This window comes from Exiguobacterium sp. s5 (assembly GCF_018618075.1).
Classification (GTDB): domain Bacteria; phylum Bacillota; class Bacilli; order Exiguobacteriales; family Exiguobacteriaceae; genus Exiguobacterium; species Exiguobacterium mexicanum_A.
This window is the reverse complement of record NZ_JACSLK010000004.1, coordinates 112,289-130,543: the sequence shown is the minus strand read 5'-3', so window position 1 is coordinate 130,543 and position 18,255 is coordinate 112,289. Positions and strand designations below refer to the sequence as shown.

15 protein-coding genes are annotated in these 18,255 nt (G+C 52.5%); 7 read left to right on the top strand and 8 right to left on the bottom strand.

Annotated elements, in window-relative coordinates; translation table 11 throughout:
• Window positions 1-41 precede the first annotated feature (41 nt).
• Together KNP60_RS09690 and KNP60_RS09685 are read right to left on the bottom strand one after the other, a co-directional pair.
• Complete coding sequence (locus tag KNP60_RS09690; protein WP_034780484.1) at window positions 42-1,184, bottom strand: YcjF family protein; 1,143 nt, start codon at window positions 1,182-1,184, stop codon at window positions 42-44.
• 12 nt (window positions 1,185-1,196) lie between these two features.
• On the bottom strand, window positions 1,197-2,315 hold the full coding sequence (locus KNP60_RS09685; RefSeq protein ID WP_214797374.1) for a GTPase: 1,119 nt from the start codon (window positions 2,313-2,315) through the stop codon (window positions 1,197-1,199).
• Between the two features lie 81 nt (window positions 2,316-2,396).
• On the opposite strand from KNP60_RS09685, the gene KNP60_RS09680 reads away from it, so the two are divergent.
• Both KNP60_RS09680 and KNP60_RS09675 read left to right on the top strand, forming a co-directional pair.
• Window positions 2,397-2,783, top strand: coding sequence for a VOC family protein (locus tag KNP60_RS09680; RefSeq protein WP_214797373.1), 387 nt, complete (start codon window positions 2,397-2,399; stop codon window positions 2,781-2,783).
• Between the two features lie 95 nt (window positions 2,784-2,878).
• Window positions 2,879-3,679: a formate/nitrite transporter family protein gene (locus tag KNP60_RS09675; RefSeq protein ID WP_214797372.1), complete on the top strand. Its 801-nt coding sequence runs from the start codon at window positions 2,879-2,881 to the stop codon at window positions 3,677-3,679.
• A 53-nt stretch (window positions 3,680-3,732) separates the two neighbouring features.
• Here the strand turns inward: KNP60_RS09675 and KNP60_RS09670 are convergent, their stop codons facing one another.
• Window positions 3,733-5,196 (bottom strand): alanine/glycine:cation symporter family protein, encoded by a 1,464-nt coding sequence (locus KNP60_RS09670; protein ID WP_034780477.1) that lies wholly within the window; start codon window positions 5,194-5,196, stop codon window positions 3,733-3,735.
• 419 nt (window positions 5,197-5,615) lie between these two features.
• On the opposite strand from KNP60_RS09670, the gene KNP60_RS09665 reads away from it, so the two are divergent.
• Window positions 5,616-6,590: a hypothetical protein gene (locus tag KNP60_RS09665; protein ID WP_034780476.1), complete on the top strand. Its 975-nt coding sequence runs from the start codon at window positions 5,616-5,618 to the stop codon at window positions 6,588-6,590.
• A 49-nt stretch (window positions 6,591-6,639) separates the two neighbouring features.
• Here the strand turns inward: KNP60_RS09665 and KNP60_RS09660 are convergent, their stop codons facing one another.
• The 5 genes from KNP60_RS09660 to KNP60_RS09640 all read right to left on the bottom strand — a co-directional run bounded on the left by KNP60_RS09660 (window position 6,640) and on the right by KNP60_RS09640 (window position 10,052).
• Window positions 6,640-6,807, bottom strand: coding sequence for a hypothetical protein (locus KNP60_RS09660; protein ID WP_200881508.1), 168 nt, complete (start codon window positions 6,805-6,807; stop codon window positions 6,640-6,642).
• 1 nt (window position 6,808) lies between these two features.
• Window positions 6,809-7,012, bottom strand: coding sequence for a YwbE family protein (locus KNP60_RS09655; RefSeq protein ID WP_021067949.1), 204 nt, complete (start codon window positions 7,010-7,012; stop codon window positions 6,809-6,811).
• A 64-nt stretch (window positions 7,013-7,076) separates the two neighbouring features.
• Window positions 7,077-7,409 carry a hypothetical protein gene (locus tag KNP60_RS09650; protein WP_214797371.1) on the bottom strand — a complete coding sequence of 111 codons (333 nt, stop codon included), beginning with the start codon at window positions 7,407-7,409 and terminating at the stop codon, window positions 7,077-7,079.
• A gap of 49 nt (window positions 7,410-7,458) precedes the next feature.
• Window positions 7,459-9,156, bottom strand: a complete 1,698-nt coding sequence (locus KNP60_RS09645) for a glycoside hydrolase family 13 protein (RefSeq protein WP_483299262.1) — start codon at window positions 9,154-9,156, stop codon at window positions 7,459-7,461.
• A gap of 140 nt (window positions 9,157-9,296) precedes the next feature.
• Window positions 9,297-10,052 carry an alpha/beta hydrolase gene (locus KNP60_RS09640; RefSeq protein WP_034780472.1) on the bottom strand — a complete coding sequence of 252 codons (756 nt, stop codon included), beginning with the start codon at window positions 10,050-10,052 and terminating at the stop codon, window positions 9,297-9,299.
• 387 nt (window positions 10,053-10,439) lie between these two features.
• Between KNP60_RS09640 and KNP60_RS09635 the strand changes: the two genes are divergently transcribed.
• The 4 genes from KNP60_RS09635 to KNP60_RS09620 all read left to right on the top strand — a co-directional run bounded on the left by KNP60_RS09635 (window position 10,440) and on the right by KNP60_RS09620 (window position 18,174).
• Window positions 10,440-13,946 (top strand): chitobiase/beta-hexosaminidase C-terminal domain-containing protein, encoded by a 3,507-nt coding sequence (locus tag KNP60_RS09635; RefSeq protein WP_214797370.1) that lies wholly within the window; start codon window positions 10,440-10,442, stop codon window positions 13,944-13,946.
• 113 nt (window positions 13,947-14,059) lie between these two features.
• A complete protein-coding gene (locus KNP60_RS09630) occupies window positions 14,060-15,265 on the top strand; it encodes an NAD(P)/FAD-dependent oxidoreductase (RefSeq protein WP_034780469.1) in 1,206 nt (401 codons plus the stop codon).
• Window positions 15,266-15,315: 50 nt separating this feature from the next.
• A complete protein-coding gene (locus tag KNP60_RS09625; RefSeq protein WP_034780467.1) occupies window positions 15,316-15,978 on the top strand; it encodes a hypothetical protein in 663 nt (220 codons plus the stop codon).
• 111 nt (window positions 15,979-16,089) lie between these two features.
• On the top strand, window positions 16,090-18,174 hold the full coding sequence (locus KNP60_RS09620) for an alginate lyase family protein (RefSeq protein WP_214797369.1): 2,085 nt from the start codon (window positions 16,090-16,092) through the stop codon (window positions 18,172-18,174).
• The last annotated feature ends 81 nt before the right edge of the window (window positions 18,175-18,255 follow it).

Below are 18,255 nucleotides of genomic sequence, written 5' to 3'. Positions count from 1 at the left end.
CCCCTATGTCTTGTCTCGACCAGTTTATCAAACGTGTCGAATCAAGGTTTCTTTTTCGTTACTGGATTTTGCTCCATGAACTGCTCGAATAGCGAGCCGAAGTCGCTGTTGAGCAGTTGCTCGATTGTTTTCGATGAGTCCATCGCGTTCCGGTACGCAACTTCGTTGATGGCGAGCCCGATCGCCCAGGTGATGCCTGACGCGACAGTCGCATTGATGACACTCGCGGCGGCGTTTGCCCCTGGGAAGAACTTCATGACGTTCAATAAAATCGTCTTCGAGAGCGCCCGACCGATTTGAGGGATGATCGTGCTCCCAATCAGCGTCTTCAACATATCGTCATTCGCTTTCACACCCCAATAACGGAACAAGTGAACACTCATCGTCACTTGAATCGGCGTGAGCGCGATCGCATCGGCGAATGGGAGCGGGACTGCCGCCGCCGTCCCGGCACTGGCGACATAACCCGAGATGATCCGGTTCGCTTTCTTCCGTTTCAGCTTGAGCATCGCCTCGCTCTCTGCGTGAATCTCCATGAGCAGTCCTTCTTGGAGCGATTGGTCGAGTTGTTCGACAGACCAGGTGACGAGACGCTCCCAATCGAGATGGTTCCGAAGTTCTTGGTCATTCAACAGCTCTTCAGCGACACTGACTTGGAACACGGCCTGTTCCGGGACAACGTCCACTAACTCGTTTCGGAGCGCCGTCAGTTCATCTAGGTCGACTTGATCGATTTGCGTCAACAAGACCGCGACCGACGTCGCTTCGTTCAATTGTTTGATGAGCGCCCGATCAAGCGGCGTGACCCGTTTCATCGAGGCGTTGATGGCATACCAGACAAGATGAATTTGTTCGGCCGCCCCTTTCGTCTGGGCCCGTTCAACGAAACCGATGACTTCATCAGCATATGCTTGTTGCCGGGCACTCCCAATCTCATACCCTTCACTGTCATAAAGCACGATGGCGATGTCGTCACTCATGAACTGATGGATCCCGCGCGTCACCGGCTCGCCGGCGGCGACTTTCGTCAAGTCACGACCGAAGACGTGGTTGACGACGGAACTTTTGCCCGACCCGGTCGCTCCCGCGATCAAGATGTTCGGTTTTTTTACTTTTCCGCGCAACCGGTCGAGTTCTTCTTTTAAATCGTACGTATCCAAATTGAATGGGACTTTTTTCTCCATGTCAGTTCCTCCTCATTGATTGAGCGTTCGGCCAAGCCGTCGCATCTCTTCCTCGAAACCACGGCGCACATCCAGCTCAATCGTCTGTTTGACCAACTCGTATTGCTGATCGACAGCTTTTTTGATACCTCGCTCCGCCGTCCTCCGTTTGAACGCCCAATAGATGAAGTGGACGCCCGGGATCATCCCGAGCACCATCTTCCGAACGGTGCGATTGAATGAATAGTCAAACCCGAGCTCGACCCGGCGTGTTTTGAACACAAGGTCAGACGGGGCACCGACGAGCGGATAACGCTCCATCAGTTGAATGTAGTGACGAACACCTTGGGCCATCGCGGCCTCTGTGGTCTCGGCGGCCGCTTCGAGTGTTTGTTCCAAGTCTTTTTCGATTTGGCGGGCTTTCCAACTGATCATCACTTGTGGTGTGATCATGCGGATCGTTTCAGCCGAACGATAGCTTCGGGCGCGCCACGCCTCTAACTCGGTCAATAAATGACGCGTCAAGTTGTGTGGCAGTTTTCGTTCGACGTCTTTCCAGAGGTTGGTCCGATTACGTTGCCATACCGCCTCATATCCGATATGCGGCACGACTTGTCCACCGAGCAACTTCTTTTCGACACTGTTGACGCGAATCATCGCATCCCGTGAAATTCCGAGCTCGCGCATGAGGACTGCTTCCATCGCCTCCGCCTTCTCGACGTTCATCGCACTGTCCGGGTTATAGTTCGTCAAGATGATCGTGACGTTGCTTCGCTTCGCATAGAGCGGTTTTAAAATGGCTTCTAACTCGTACGCCTCGACGCGTCCCGAGTTGATGGACAGTAAGTAATAAATCGTATGGAACCAATCGGCGATATCGAGTGCATCTTCCCGTTGATTGACGATGGACAATACCGCCTCATGCCATTCGTCGGATCGGTCCGCCTCAAGTCCCCATGTATCGAAGAAACGGAACAAGATGCCTCGCTCAAGGTCATAGTATTCATATTCATGCAGCCCTTCCGCCGTCACTGGGCTGCCGGCACGTGACTCGGCCACATCACGCCCGTAAATATAATTTAAAAAAGCGCTCTTGCCGACCCCGGTCTTCCCCGCAATCAATATGTTCGAGACAAGCCCCGTGTTGTCCATATGGTTCCCCCTGCATTCGTTATATAATAACCATTATACTAAACGGACAAATTTGAAACGTCCGACGGAAGGATGAGACCGATGTTACATCATGTCGAACTGTACGTTTCTGATTTGAACAAGAGCCTCATGGCGTGGGACTGGCTCCTCACTGAGCTCGGCTATACCGTCTACCAACAATGGGAAGAAGGAAGGAGTTATCGTTTCGGCGATACGTATCTCGTCTTCGTCCAAACCGAGGCCGATTATCTCGAGCCGCCGTACCATCGCAAGAAGACCGGGTTGAACCATCTCGCCTTCCACGCCGAGTCGATTGAGCAACTCGTACGTTTCCGTGAAGAACTGACACAGCACGGATTCACCGAGCTCTACGCCGATCGGTTCCCGCACGCCGGAGGACCGTCCTACACCGCGCTTTACTTTGAAGATCCGGACCGGATGAAAGTCGAACTCGTGGCAACGATGTGAACAGTTGAAACGGCTTTCAAAAAAGTTTGTGAAAACAATTGCAAACTTTTTGTAGACCTCCTAGACTTAAGTTGTCTAAAGGAGGCCGTGTTCAAATGGAAAAACAAGCTGTCGAGTATATGGAAGAAGCCGCCTATAAAAAAGCGACGTTGTTGCGTCACGCGTTCGGTCACTACGCACTCCGCTCCATCGTCGCCGGTTTTCTGATTGGAATTGGGGTCGTCTTTGCCTTCTCCGTCGGAAACATGTTCATCGATGTGCCAGGAACGATGCTGTTCGCGGGGATGAGTTTCTCGGTTGCCCTCGTCTTCATTGTTTGGACGGGCGGAGAGCTGTTCACGAGCAATACGATGTATTTGTATACGGGCGCGAAACGCGGACGTGTCGACTGGCGCGATTTAACGGCCGTATGGGGCATCAGCTGGCTCGGTAACTTGGTCGGTGCGCTCATCCTCGTCGGGCTCGTCATCGGTGCCCATAGCATGGGCGACGTCAGTGCCGACCACCTGTTATCGGTCGTCGCCGCGAAAAAAATGGGCGGAGACGTACTCGCGATTTTCTTGAAAGGGATTTTGTGCAACATCCTCGTCTGTATCGCTATCTTTATGCCGTTGAAGACGAAAAATGACGTTGCGAAGATTACGCTCACGATGCTCCCGGTCGTCGTCTTTTTCGCCGCCGGTTTCGAGCACTCGATTGCCAATATGGGCATCTTCGGGCTCGCGCTCTATTACGCCCCATCTGAGGCGATCAACCTCGGGCTGGCGTTGAACAATCTCGTGTTTGCCACGCTTGGCAACATCGTCGGAGGCGCTTTGTTCGTCGCCGGGACGTACGTCCATTTGAACGCGAAACCTGCCGAGAAAAATATTGAATCGATCCGTCAAAACGCATAAAAAGACAGGGGCCCCGATGCGCAGGGCCCCTGTTATTGCTTGATTGAATGAAATTAAGCTTTAGATGAGTCGGCAGCAGCCGCTTGGACCGCTCCTTGTGCGACTTCTTCTTCTTCGACATCCCAGCATTCCGTGTTCTCGATGCCGAGTTTGCGGGCCGAGAAGCGCGGGTTGAGACCTTGGGCACGCTGTTCTTCGTAGTCACGAAGGACTTTGAAGGCAACGCCGCCGAGAAGCGTGATGGCTACCAAGTTGATTAACGTCATCCCGGCCATGAACAAGTCGGCAAGGCTCCAAACGAACCCGAGGCTTGCGACCGATCCAAGGAAGACGAAGCCCATCGTGAGAAGGCGGAAGCCGAAGACGGCACCTTTACTCTTCTTGATGAACTCGATGTTCGTCTCACCGTAGTAGTAACTACCGACGATCGAGCTGAAAGCGAACAAGAAGACACTGACAGCGATGAAGGCCGGAGCCCATGAACCGATTTGTTCAGACAATGCGTTTTGAAGGAGTGCGATTCCTTCGCCATTCCCTGCCGCATAGCTGTCAGAGAGAAGGACGATGGCTGCTGTTGCTGTACAGACGATCAATGTGTCTAAGAAGACACCGAGTGTTTGCATGAAACCTTGTTTGGCTGGGTGTGACACTTCTGCCGTCGCTGCGGCGTTTGGTGCCGAACCCATACCTGCTTCGTTCGAGAAGAGACCACGACGAACACCCATCATGATGGCTGCACCGACCGATCCACCGAACGCTTGCTCGATACCGAATGCGCTCTTGAAGATCATACCGAGCACAGCTGGTATTTCTGCGATGTTCACAACGACCACGTAAAGCGCAATCACCAAGTAAAGAACAGCCATGATTGGTACGACGATTGCTGAGAAGTTGGCGACACGTTGGACGCCCCCAAAGATGACGAGTCCAGTCAAGACGACGAGTGCAATTCCACCAACAGCGGCTTCAAGACCGAAGGCGTTATCGAACGCTGCCGCGATTGTGTTCGATTGGACTGAGTTGAAAATGAGACCGAATGTGAAGGCAATCAAAACCGCAAACACAATACCGAGGACACGGTTGTTCAAACCTTTTTCGATGTAGTAAGCAGGACCGCCGCGGTATGCGACATCGTCTTTTACTTTATACACTTGCGCGAGTGTACTCTCGATCATCGCGGTCGCTCCACCGACGAGAGCGACAACCCACATCCAGAAGACCGCCCCTGGTCCACCGAGCGTGATTGCAACTGTGACACCGGCCAAGTTCCCTGTACCGATCCGTGTTGCCGCTCCAATGAAGAACGACTTCGCCGAGCTGATGCTCTTACTGTCTGTGACATCTGATTTTTCGGTGACGACCCGGAACATCTCTTTTAAGTAACGGAACTGCATAAACCTTGTTTTGACCGTAAAGTAAATCCCGGCCCCGATCAATCCGACGATGAGCACGTACGACCATAAAATGTTGTTTAAAAAGTCGACGCTTCCTTGCAGCAAGTTTTGTACAGCTTCCATGAATAAGTTCCTCCCTGTTGTGTGAATCTAAAGTTGAAATGTTTTATGATGTCTTAGTTCTGAATTATACAAAGATTCTGACAATTAGCAATAATTTTTTTATAGGTCAGTTCACACAAACTTCATATGTTATATAACAAAAAGTGAGTGATAGCTTTATTTAAAGCGCTTACAAAGTTAAACCTAAGAAATAATAAATCTTTATTTCCCTACTAATTTTTGATGTCTACATTCAACTTGTTTCAAACCATTCGCTTTATGAATAGGTTTTATTATGAAGGTTATGAAACTATTTTCGTTCCCTTTGAATTATTTCCCTGATTCTTGAGTGAACCAAAACTTACCGGGTAATAAATAACTATAGGTGCGCACCTTCTATAACACCACGTTCAGTCATCAGGAGGAAAGAAGGGAACGAGATGAAGAAGCATCAAAAATGGTGGTCACTCTTGTTCGTGCTCATGTTCGTACTGTCGCTCTTGCCAATGAAAGGAGTCGTTGCGGAAGAAAGTAGTCAACAATGGTGTGTGTCGACGACATCGGACACGACAATCTATGCGGGACAAAACATCCCGATTGGTACCGTTGATTTTGAGTTCGTGACCGATGGGCTGAAGATTGTCATCGATTTGAATGACGGAGTCGTCTTGCAAGATGTACCGGAGAATATCAAGATTGATTTCCGTCTATTGAGCGGCTCATTGGAACGAGGAAACCCAGGAGGATACGACTTTAAAGCGTACTCAAACGTCGATCCGACCCACTTGCTAATTCCGTATGCGGACCTCGCGGGCTATTTAGGCGTGTTAGAGTCGACACTCAAATCGGACGGATTCCAATTTAACGTCTTCCTTCACTTGGATACGGTCGTGAACGGCTCTAGCGAGACGGCTTATCCTGGTGATCCGGGATCAGGTACCCCTTGGGTCCGCTACGTCACGTTGACGGTGGAAGAATGTACGCCACCACCGCCACCAATGGACGACTATGACGTGTATACGATCGGCTTCTGGAAAAACACATTCAACTTCGACAAAGTGACGTTCTCCTATGGAACGCTCATTACGATCGACGGCCAAACCTATAGCGTGATTGACGACCGTGAAGCACTAGCCCTGCTCATGGATCCTGCGAAAAAAGGAATGACCGAAGAGAAACGATTGATTATGCAACTGACGGCGGCAAAAATTAACGTCTTGTTAAACGGTGCTGATGTGCTCGACCTCGAACTCGTCTACGCCATAGACAATAGTGAAGTCGGGTTGACCGTCGGTGAGTTGCTTGCCGGTGCGGACGCGGCGCTCGCAAGCAAGAACATCGAACAGATGAAGTATTATCAACAACTGCTCGACCACTTCAACAATGGCTATTTCATCGGTACGTCACATGACTGAACAAACGTGGACAAACAAAAAAGGCAGTCGCTCACTGAGCGGCTGCTTTTTAGATGCCCGTCCGTTTCTTCTGGTTGTTCGGCTTCTTCGTCAACTGGTTCGTCAACGGTTTCTGCTTCGTCCCACGAAGTCCTGTCGGCACTTTCGTATCGTTTTGTTTCTTCTCGGCGAGCTTTTGCTTCATCGCCTCTTGAAAACTTAATTTCTTTTCACTCATGTCATTCACCTCCAGCTTCGATCACTTTCACCCGACCGACCTGTCCATCGCTTAAGCGTACTTTAATGCCGTGCGGGTGACGCGGCGAGTTCGTCAAAATGTCTTTGACGACGCCTGACGTCAACTTCCCACTCCGCTGATCTTGTTTTAGGACAATCTGGACGTGGAGCCCTGGGCGAATGTCCGCGCGTTTCGTGCCATCCATACCCGACACCCCTTTCCGTATAGTCAACCTCTATCATATGCTCTTTTCCCGCGTTTGTCACAATCTATTCCACGATGCCAATTTGACTGACCGTTCTCGTCAAGTAACTTTGATCGGTCCTCAATCGACGCTTCGTTTGCCCCCACGCCGTCTCGGCCTCGACCCGGCCGCGTTCAAATGAGATTGTCAAAATGTTTCGCCCGTCTGCATTTTGAAGCCTGGCTGCACCGTTCAACTCGTGATAGACGCGAGTCAAATCATTCGCGAACTGGACGTAATCACTTGTCCGAACCGTTTCTGGCTCCTGGTCGTGAACGAGCCGCAACGTGGTTCGTGACGCTTCCGCGATGACGAACCGGAATGTCGTCTCCTCGTTTCTAATCTCGAAGTGATGCATGATCCCACCTCCTAAAAAAGACACCTTCGACGTGAAGGTGCCTTCTCAATTATAAACGATACAACCTTGCTTCGAACGGCCGCATCATAAACGTTTCTGTCTCAATCGTCTCAGGGTCCATCTCATTCGTCAAGACGAGCGTCGCTTTATCGAGACTAGGAAGCGTCGCCTCGGCAGGGTTTGCCGTCAAGTTGACGACGACATAAAATGTCTGTTCTTCAAACTTCCGTTCATAGGCGAACACTTGCAGATGGTCCGGCAGCAAATCACGGTAACTGCCGTACGTGAACGTCTCTTCGGCCCGACGAAGACGAATCATCGCCTTGTAGAACGATAGAATCGAGTGGGCATCCTTCGATTGGGCGTCGACGTTAAGCGTCTCATATTCTTCGTGGATTGGCATCCACGGCTTCGTCGTCGAAAAGCCCGCGTTCGGTGACGCGTCCCATTGAATCGGGGTGCGGACGTTGTCGCGCGACGTGCCCCATACGTGCTGCATCGAATCGATTTCGCTCATCCCGTTGGCAATCCGTTCGAAATATTCATTTTTTGTCGCCACATCGTCATAGTCATGAATTGAAGGGAGCGGTACGTTTTTCATGCCGATTTCCTGACCTTGATAGATGAACGGCGTCCCGTGCATGAAGAAGTACATCATGCCAAGGGCGGTCGCGCTTTCGCGCCAGTAATGGTTCTCATCCCCGACGAGCGAGACGGCGCGCACCATGTCGTGGTTCTCGATATAGAGAGCGTTCCATCCCGTCTCGAGCAGGCCTTGTTGCCACTTGTCAAAGATTCGTTTCAATTCGACGACATCGAGCGGTGCCAGGCGTGACTTGCGCATGATGTCGACGTGGTCAAAGTGGAATGCCATGTTCATCGCCCCGTTGTCCGGCCCCATCCATAAGTCGGCCGCTTGCGGTTCAATCCCGTTCGTTTCGCCGACCGTCATGATGTCGTAATTGGCGAATGTCGCTTGTTTCATCTCTTGAAGATAATCGTGGATGCCGTCGATATTCGAATACATCGAGAACGCCGTGACGAACGATTTGCCGTCTGGAGATGGCAACATCGTCTCGGTCGGCATCTTCTTGATGTGGCTGATCGCGTCGACACGGAATCCATCGATGCCTTTGTCGAGCCACCAATTGATCATGTCATAGACGGCGCCGCGCACTTCTTCATTTTCCCAGTTAAAGTCTGGCTGTTTTTTCGAGAAGACGTGCAAATAGTATTGTTCGGTCGTTTCATCATATTCCCAAGCCGAACCACCAAAGATACTCGCCCAGTTGTTCGGGGGTCCCCCATCCGTCCCGTCGCGCCAGATGTACCAGTCGCGTTTCGGGTCGTCCTTCGAGCGCTTCGACTCGACGAACCACGGGTGCTCATCGGACGTGTGGTTGACGACGAGGTCCAAGAGCAACTTCATGCCGCGTGCATGGACGGCCTTGAGCAAGGCGTCAAAGTCTTCCATCGTCCCAAACTCTTCCATGATGTCTTCATAATCTGAGATATCATAGCCGTTGTCATCGTTCGGGGACTTGTACATCGGACATAGCCAAATCACATCGATACCAAGGTCTTCTAAATAATCGAGCTTCTCGATGATGCCACGGAGATCACCAATCCCATCCCCATTTGAATCCTTGAAACTGCGTGGGTAAATTTGATACGCAATCGCTTCTTTCCACCACGTGCGGGTGACCGTTTTCTGTTTCTCTTGTTGTCTACTGACCATCGACTCCATACGCCGCCTGCCTCCTATATGTCATGATTTCTAGTTATATACTTGAACAGCAATACCTGTTTTAGGCTCAATCTAATCCTACAATAGCACTTGTGCAAGCGTTTGCAAATAATCAGACATAAAAAAATGCAGTCCGAGGACTACATTTTAGAGACGGTCGCAACTTGTTCACAAAACGAACCGATGACGTCGGCCAACCGCTCGCGATCATAATCCATCGTGGCCACATGGTACGAGCGTTCGAGCACTTCCCGTTGTTTCGGTGCTTGTACTTGTTCGTAGAGCCATACCGAATCTTCTGGAGGGACGACGTTGTCGATGGCGGAATGGATGACGCACGTTGGGACGGCCACCTCAGCCACCATCGGGCGCACCTCCTCGATGAGCGCGAGCAGTTCACGGATGGCTGACGTCGGGACTTTGTCATAGACGATCTCATACACGCCCGGTGCACAGATGTCCGGTTCGTCTTCATCGATGAAGCGACAGACGTCATCTGTGGCGTGACAGGCATAGCCCGGGACCGACAACGCCGCATTGATGGTGACGATCGCATCGGCATGACCGGACAAGGCCGCCTTCATCGCCAACGTTCCGCCCATCGACTGCCCGACGACGATGACGTGTCGACATCGCTCGCGTAAGAGACGGATCCCGGCCTCCATCGACTCGTACCAACAGCGACGCGTCGAGTGCCGGAATTCTTCCGGGTCCGTCCCATGTCCTTTGAGCCGAGGCGCATAGACGGTGAATCCTTTCTCCATCAAAGCGATCCCGACATCACGCACACTTTGAGGCGTTCCGTTAAAGCCGTGACACAATAAGATTCCTATTTCATTTCCTTCATAAAAAAACGCGCCCGCTCCCGGGATGACCGGATAAGTAATTGTCGTCATTCGTTTCCTCCCTATTTAATCCACAGTTAACCGATATACTTAATTGTATTAATGAATTGTAAGAGTTGGACGACGTCCCGTCAACCCGATTGACCTCTGCCTTGTTTTCTTCTGGTCTGTAATCAAACTGTAATATGAACTTCGCAATAAGTGGATTGAGTTCTGACGTCTGCTTGGTTATGTTTAACATGTAGTTGAAAAGTTGGTAAATGATAGTGGAATCCGTCAATCGATGGAGGGAATACGAACGCATCTTCCTTACATCAAGTCGAGTAATGTAAGCGCTATCATTTTGTTTTGGCCTAAAGGGGGCATCCGCTCAAGCAAGTGACCACACGAACTGGGACATCGTATCGGCCATCTACATAATCAAAGGGAGACTAACACATGGGGAAACCACAAGCACGTTCATTCAAACAAATGACCGGCCTCGCTTTATCGGCTGGACTCATCGTCAGCAGCATGACGCCGATTGCGGCAAACGTACACGCAGAGACGTTGAACGCTACAGATTTATTCATTTCGGAATATGTTGAAGGCTCTAGCAACAATAAAGCGATCGAACTGTTCAATGGAACGAATGCGGCCATCGACCTCTCGGCCTATAAACTTGAACTGTATTCAAACGGCGGGACGGCTCCAGGAACGACCCTCAACTTGACAGGTACGCTCGAGCCAGGTGGCACGTATGTCATCGTCAACGCCAACGCGAGCGATGCCTTGAAAGCGAAGTCGAACACGACAAGCGGTGTGACGAACTTTAACGGCGATGACACGCTCGTCTTGAAAAAAGGCGACACGGTGCTCGACGTCTTCGGTCAAGTCGGATTCGATCCGGGTACGAAATGGGGAACTAGCGTCGCCACGGCTGACCAGTCGTTGGTTCGAAAAGATACGGTCACGACAGGGGATGCGAACGGCGCCGATGCGTTCGACCCGGCCACTGAATGGAACACACAACCAATCGATACGTTCACGAACCTCGGAGCCCACACGTTCCAAGGCGTCGACTACGGCGATGGCGGTACAGTAGAACCACCGGCGCCGGTCACTCCGATCTCGATCAGTGACGCCCGTACGAAAGCCGAAGGTGAAACGGTCACGATTAAAGGCGTCGTCACGGCGAAACTGGCCAACACGATTTCGATTCAAGATGCGACAGGCGGCCTCTCGGTCCGTCCGACGTCACTCGCCGTCAACGTCGGGGATGAAGTCGTCGTCACGGGTGCGATCGGTTCGTATCGTGAACTGCTTCAATTGAACAGCGCCGTCGTCGTTTCAAAACAAGCGGCGAGCGTCCCGGCTGCGCAAGTTCTCACTGGCGAACAGATCAATGAGGACGTCGAGTCTGAACTCGTCACCGTCAATAACGTCACGCTCTCGGGCAGTGGTCAAAACTTGACGGCCACGGACGGAACGAAAGAATTCGTCGTGCGCGATGAGCGCGGCATTCTCGATTTACAGACGGACGTCAACTACTCGTCAATCACAGGAATCGTGCAACAGTTCGATAACACGTATCAAATCATCCCGCGTGACGCATCTGACACGGTCATCGACGCGTCGGTACTCCGTCCGGCAACTGCGAAGCCAGGTGCGGGCACGTTCGTCGGACCACAAGACGTGACACTCTCGACGACGACAGCGGGCGCTGACATCTATTACACGCTCGACGGGTCGGACCCGAAAGTGAACGGTACGCTTTATACATCACCAGTCCGCATTGAAGAAACGAAGACGCTCAAAGTGGCCGTCAAATCAGGTGATGCGTTCAGCGCCGTGACGACGTTCGACTATAAAATCACGGACAAGATCCGCATCCACGACATTCAAGGCGCGAGCCATACGTCGCCGATGAACGGACAGACGGTCGAAGGTGTCGAAGGAATCGTCACGTACTCGTTCGTCTCGAACGGAACGACGTATTACTACATTCAAACACCTGACATGGAAGCGGACCAAGACGCACGCACGTCAGAAGGAATCATCTTGTATGGCGGCCGTTCGATCGCCGGCATTCAAGTCGGAGACCTCGTCAGCGTGAAAGGTCTCGTCAGCGAGTACGCCATCGAAGGATATAGCGACCGTCAACAGACGGACATGAAGATGACGCAAATCGATACACGTAACGGTGGTGTTGACGTCATCAAGAGCGGTGTCGCCCTCCCGACGCCAGTGAAAATCGACGAGTCGAACTTGCCGACCGAGTTCATCGACAGCGACGCCCTCGCCGTCTTCAACCCGGACAAAGACGCCATCGACTTCTGGGAGAGCCTTGAAGGGATGCGCGTCGAGACGGGCAACCTTAAATCTGTCTCCCCACAACAATACGGCGACCTCGTGACCGTGCTCGAAGGAACACCGACGGAGACGTTCAACGGTGGTGTGCTTCTTAAAAAAGATGACGCCAACCCGGAACGGATCCAATTCCGTCTCGAACCAAACGCGGAAGCGCGTGAATTCGATGTCGCGACCGGTGACCGATTCAACGGCCCGATCGTCGGAATCGTCGGATACTCGTTCGGAAACTACAAGATTCAAGCCTCACTCGACGAAATGAAAGCCGCCTTCGTCAAAGGCGATGCCAAGCGCGAGACGACGTTCATCGAAGCCGAAGAGGACAAATTGACGATCGCCTCTTACAACCTCGAGAACTTCTCGAACAACGTGAAGGAAACATCGGATGAGAAGGCACTTAAACTCGCGAAAGCGTTCGTCGAGGAATTGAACAGCCCGGACATCATCGGCGTGACCGAGGTTCAAGACAACAACGGTGAGGGCACAGGCGATTCTGCGGCCGACCAAAGCTATCAACGCTTGATTGACAATATCGTCTCGATCGGCGGCAAATCGTACAAGTACGTCAACATCGACCCAGAAAACAACAAAGATGGCGGTGCACCGAACGCCAACATCCGTGTCGGCTTCTTGTATGACCCGGAACGTGTCTCGCTCACAGAAGGCATCCCTGCCGGTGACGCGACGACAGCTGTCGGTTATGAGAACGGCAAGTTGACGCACAACCCGGGCCGCATCGACCCGCTCAACCCGGCGTTCAACAGCTCACGTAAACCGCTCGCGGCGCAATTCGACTTCCAAGGCGAGAACGTCGTCGTCATCGCCAACCACTGGAACTCGAAAGGTGGCGACACTGGCTTCTTCGGCTCGAAACAGCCGGTCGTTCTTGGCAGCGAAGTCCAACGGAAACAAATCGCACAAATCGTCCATGATTTCGTGGCCGATGTGAAGACGGACAATCCGGACGCGAACGTCGTCGCCCTCGGTGACTTTAACGACTTCGAGTTCTCAGACGCGATGCAAATCTTCAAAGGCGACTTGATGACGAACATGGTCGAAAAAGTACCTGCCGTCGACCGTTACTCGTACGTCTATCAAGGGAACTCGCAAGTGCTCGACCATATCCTCGTGTCGAACCACTTAGCGGCGACGACCGAGATCGATATGATCCACGTCAACGCAGACTTCACGGAAATGTCTGGTCGCGCAAGTGACCACGATCCGGTGCTCGCTCAAATCGATCTCACTCCGGAGCCGGAAGTGGAATTGACACGTTACACGGTCGAAAATAACCGTGCTGCTCGCCTCGTCCTTCAAGACGACTTCATCGGCGTGACGATCGGCAAGGGCACGAACTTCAAGAACGGTATCTTCGTACGTGGCGCTTACACTGAATTGACAGGTGAGCCGCTTAAAAACGTCGTCGTTCAAGTGAAACCGAAAGAAGCCGGTGCCATCATCGACTTCGACGGCGCAACTGTCAAAGAAGTCGTGGTAGATGGAACGAACTTGGCTGAAATCCGTGGCGCAGAGAATGTGAAACGAATCAGCTACACGAAAGGCGCATCCGCTAACACGGTCGTCATCAAGAAGTAACGAACACACATCCGATTTAAAAAACCGCAGACACGTCGTCTGCGGTTTTTGGCGTTTTCAATCGTGAAATTCGGGGATTAAGAAGGAGATGCTGATTATCGGAGGATGACGTCATGGAAATGCACAACGGGAACTTATATTGGCCGATCACGGAATCGGAACAGATTGTCTTACAGAAACCAATCAAAAAAGAACGCTACGACGTACTCGTCATCGGCGCCGGCATGTCCGGAACGCTGACGGCCTATACGCTTCACAAGGATGGTGTCGATTTCGCCGTTATCGACCAAGGGAAAGTCGGTGCCGGGAGCACGGCCGCGAATACCGGGCTCATTCAATACTCGAACGACATCATGTTGCATGAACTCGCCGAGCAAATCGGCGAAGAGGATGCCGTCCGCTTCTATAAATTGTGTGCCGAGGCGGTCGATGCGCTCGACGAGGTCGCCGAGACGGTCGATGCCAAAGACGTCTACATCCGGCGCGACAGCCTTTGCTTTGCCAGCAGTGAGGCAGATGTCTCCAAATTGAAACGGGAGTATGAGATGCTGACGAAACATGGGCTTCAAGCCGAATGGCTCGACCGGGAGGCGTTACGCGCACGCTATCCGTTCGACAAACCGGCCGCCTTGATCACGAACGGGGACGCCGAGGTCAATCCGCTCACACTCAGCCGCCAAGTCGTCCGTTACTTGTCGACACAGGACGTCCCCATCTTTGAAGAGACGGACGTCACGGAAGTCGTCGCCGACGGAGACGACTGGCTCGTGCTGACTCCAGCAGGAACGTTCAAGGCGGGCCACGTCATCTTCGCGACCGGCTATCGCCCGGCCCCGCTCCTCGACACGCATCGAATCGAACTCAACCGTTCTTATGCGATTGCGACGAATCCCGTCCCTGATTTTAAAGAATGGGATGGCCAGGCGCTCATTTGGGAAACGAAACGGCCGTACCTTTATTTACGGACGACCGTCGACGGCCGCATCATCGCCGGCGGGCTCGATGAAGAGAAACCAGAGACGCCGCATAGCGAGGCGCTCATTCAAAAACGGGCCGAGCGGTTGCGCCAAGAAGTCGAGGCTTTGTTCCCGATGTATGATTTGACAGTTGAATACGCCTGGGTAGCCTTGTTCGGTGAGTCAATCGACCAACTGCCCTTTATCGGGGAACACCCGGACCGCCCCAATCTCTTTTATTTACTCGGATACGGGGGCAATGGAACGGTGTACAGCATGTTAGGTTCTAAAATTTTGAGTGAGCTCGTTCGTGGGATCGACAGTCCCGATTCTCGAATCGTACGGCTCGACCGCACACGTTAATCCCCTGACATCAGGGGATTTTTTGATACATAAGAATTGGAGTGATTTAAATGACAACGAAACGTAAACCGAAATGGGTGTATCGTCTAAGGCGCAGTCTTCTCTTTATCCCCGCCATGATCTTGACCGCCTATGTCTGGCCGCATGAGTCTATCGAGGATGAACGCGATGGCGCGATCACCCGAACAGAAGCGACACATGAGGAGGGACGCTATACGATCGAGGCGAGGCAGGCCGTGAAGGAAGACGAGGCCGTCCGCTATGCATATGACGTTATCGTCCACGGCCAACCCGACGTCGAGACACTCCAATCGATCAGCCAGGATGTGATCGACGAGGTGGCCGTACAAGACACGTTCCAAGCCGCCCTCATCCGTTTTTATGACCACGAAGCCTATATCGGTACAGAATCCCCGCTCGGCGAGGCCGTATTTGCGCCTGGTGGAGATTGGAGCCTTGCTGATACGGTAAAAGCCGGTTCTTATGAAGACATGACGTTCGGGTGGCAGTTGAAAGAAAAAGAATGGGGCACGCAACTTTCGGACAAGGAAGCACGTGTCTGGCAAGCATGGAATCGTGTCTATGAAGCGGAACAGTCGGACGATCCTGACTTGAAAGCGAAGGTGACCCGCACCATTTCCACGAAATACGACTTGAATCCGGAAACTGTCCAACAAATTGTATTAAAGCAGAATGTTTGGGCCGCTTTATAACCTGAATCCTCCAGAAAAATACATCGAATTTTCCTTTCTTTGGCTAAATATATAATTGTATACTAATTGTATACACGTAACTGGTTGAACGGCCAAAGAAAGGAAGACGTTATGAAACGATTGATGATTTTGTGGGTGCTGTTGTTCGTGATGGGTTCTACTATGACGCCACAGTCCGCCGTGGCCGCGACGACATCCCCTTATGAGGTGAGCGTCCCTTCCGGCACAACGCTTTATCAATTTGTCGGCAAGACACTCAAGCCGAAAGCGACGTTGCGAACAGCAAAGCGGTTCAAGGCGCTCAGCACGTCCGGTTATTACTATAAAGTCCAGGACGGAAGAACCATCTATTACGTGAAAAAGAAGGCCGTCAAACTAGTGGCGACAAACCTGTCCTTGACGACGTTTTCTGGTTCGACGTATGCACGTCTGACCCACGAATATATGCGCTCGCTTACCCGCGGCCAGACGCCGTACTACTATGATGAGTTGACAGCCAAGACCGCCGTCATCCGGGCTGACGCAGCGATGAAAGGGAACTGGTATATCCCCTCCCCGCCCTATCAGCTGCGCGTCCCGAACATCGATACATACCGCTTCGACGTCAGCGTCCCGGAGGTCGACTCGAAGTCGTTCAAGTTCCAAATCCATTACTTCACGACGTTGAACCAGTTGACGCAAGCGTATGCCGCGACCGGAAACACTGAGTATCTCCGTTACGGAAAGCGGATCGTGACGAGTTGGACCAAGCAATATCCGGCTGGGAACTACAAACGCTATCCGTGGCCGTATCACGACCACGGCACGGCGATCCGGACGTTCCATCTGCTCAACTTCTGGAACGAGTTCCGCTCGTCCGCCATCAACACCGACCCAGCGTTCTCGCAACTGTTCGCCAAGACGCTCTATGAGCACGCGACGCTCCTCGCGACACCGAGCTTTTATAAGCCGAACAATAACCATGGCATGTTCCAAGACATGGCGTTGACCGCTGTCGCGGAGACGCACCGAAGTTTCTATCGTTCGTCGTCATGGCGTTCGCTGGCGACGAACCGGCTCACACAGCAGTTGAACCATAGCTTGAGCACGGACGGGGTCCACCTTGAGCACTCACCGTTCTATCAGATTTATTTATATGACACGCTCGCCCGTTTCAACGACTGGGCCGCCGCTAACCGGTTCGCCTTGTCGAGCCGGATGGGAGACGTCAAAGACATGCCTGGTGCGTTGACGTATATGTTGAAGCCGAACGGGACACTCCCGATGTTCGGCGACACCCCGTCCATCGTTCACCGTCCGGACGCGATTCCCTATGTCGAGCGTTATCCACACTTGTATTATGCGATGACACAAGGGAAATCTGGGGCGCAACCGTCGACACGGGTCGGCAAGTTGTCGAACCAGTACGCCTTCTTCCGTCAGCATTGGGGCGGGGCTTCTGGTCCGTTCCACGACGCGGTCCAAGTGATGATGACGGCCGGCTACCACAGCAACATCCATAAACATGCCGACGATTTATCGATCGACCTTTATGGTTACGGACGCGACTTTATCGTCGAGAGCGGTCGTTACGCCTATACGAATCGACCCGAACGAAAGGTCGTCATGCAGGCAGCGGCCCATAATACCGTTCATGTTGCCGGACAGAACTTCAAATTGACGCCGAGCAACTTGCGACGCAGTCAAATCACTTCGGTCGGCGCTTCATCGACACAGTGGACGGCAGCCGGGACGAGCGGACTGCTCGGCCAGGGGATGACGCACACCCGTCGCCTCGCCTACGACCGCGACGGGACGGTGCTCGTGTACGATGACATCACGAGTCCGACCACGACCTCGTTCGTCCAGCGGTTCCATCTTGGGACCGGTTTGAACCGGGTCTCGAGCGGAAGCCGTCATGCCATGTTTAAAGACAACCAGAACCGCTCCATCCACTTGTTGCAACTCGAGGTCGGCACGACCCCGAAAGTCGCCGTCGGTGCGAGTTACGTGTCATACCGAGATTATGACTGGCAACGCCGCAATCAAGTCGTGACGACAAAGCGCGGCAAGCAAGTCAAGTATTTGACGCTGATTCATATCGGTGAAAAGACGACGAAAATCACATCCGCCACGGTCCAGACGACGGCGCGCCACTACGTCGTGCGCTACAAACTGTCGGACGGCAAGACGAAAACCCTATCCATGTTACGCTAACCTCCATTTTAAAAATGGGGGTTTTTTCTCGGTCGGTTAGGGAAAACTCGTTAAGTAGGCCAAAACGTGGCTTACAGCGCG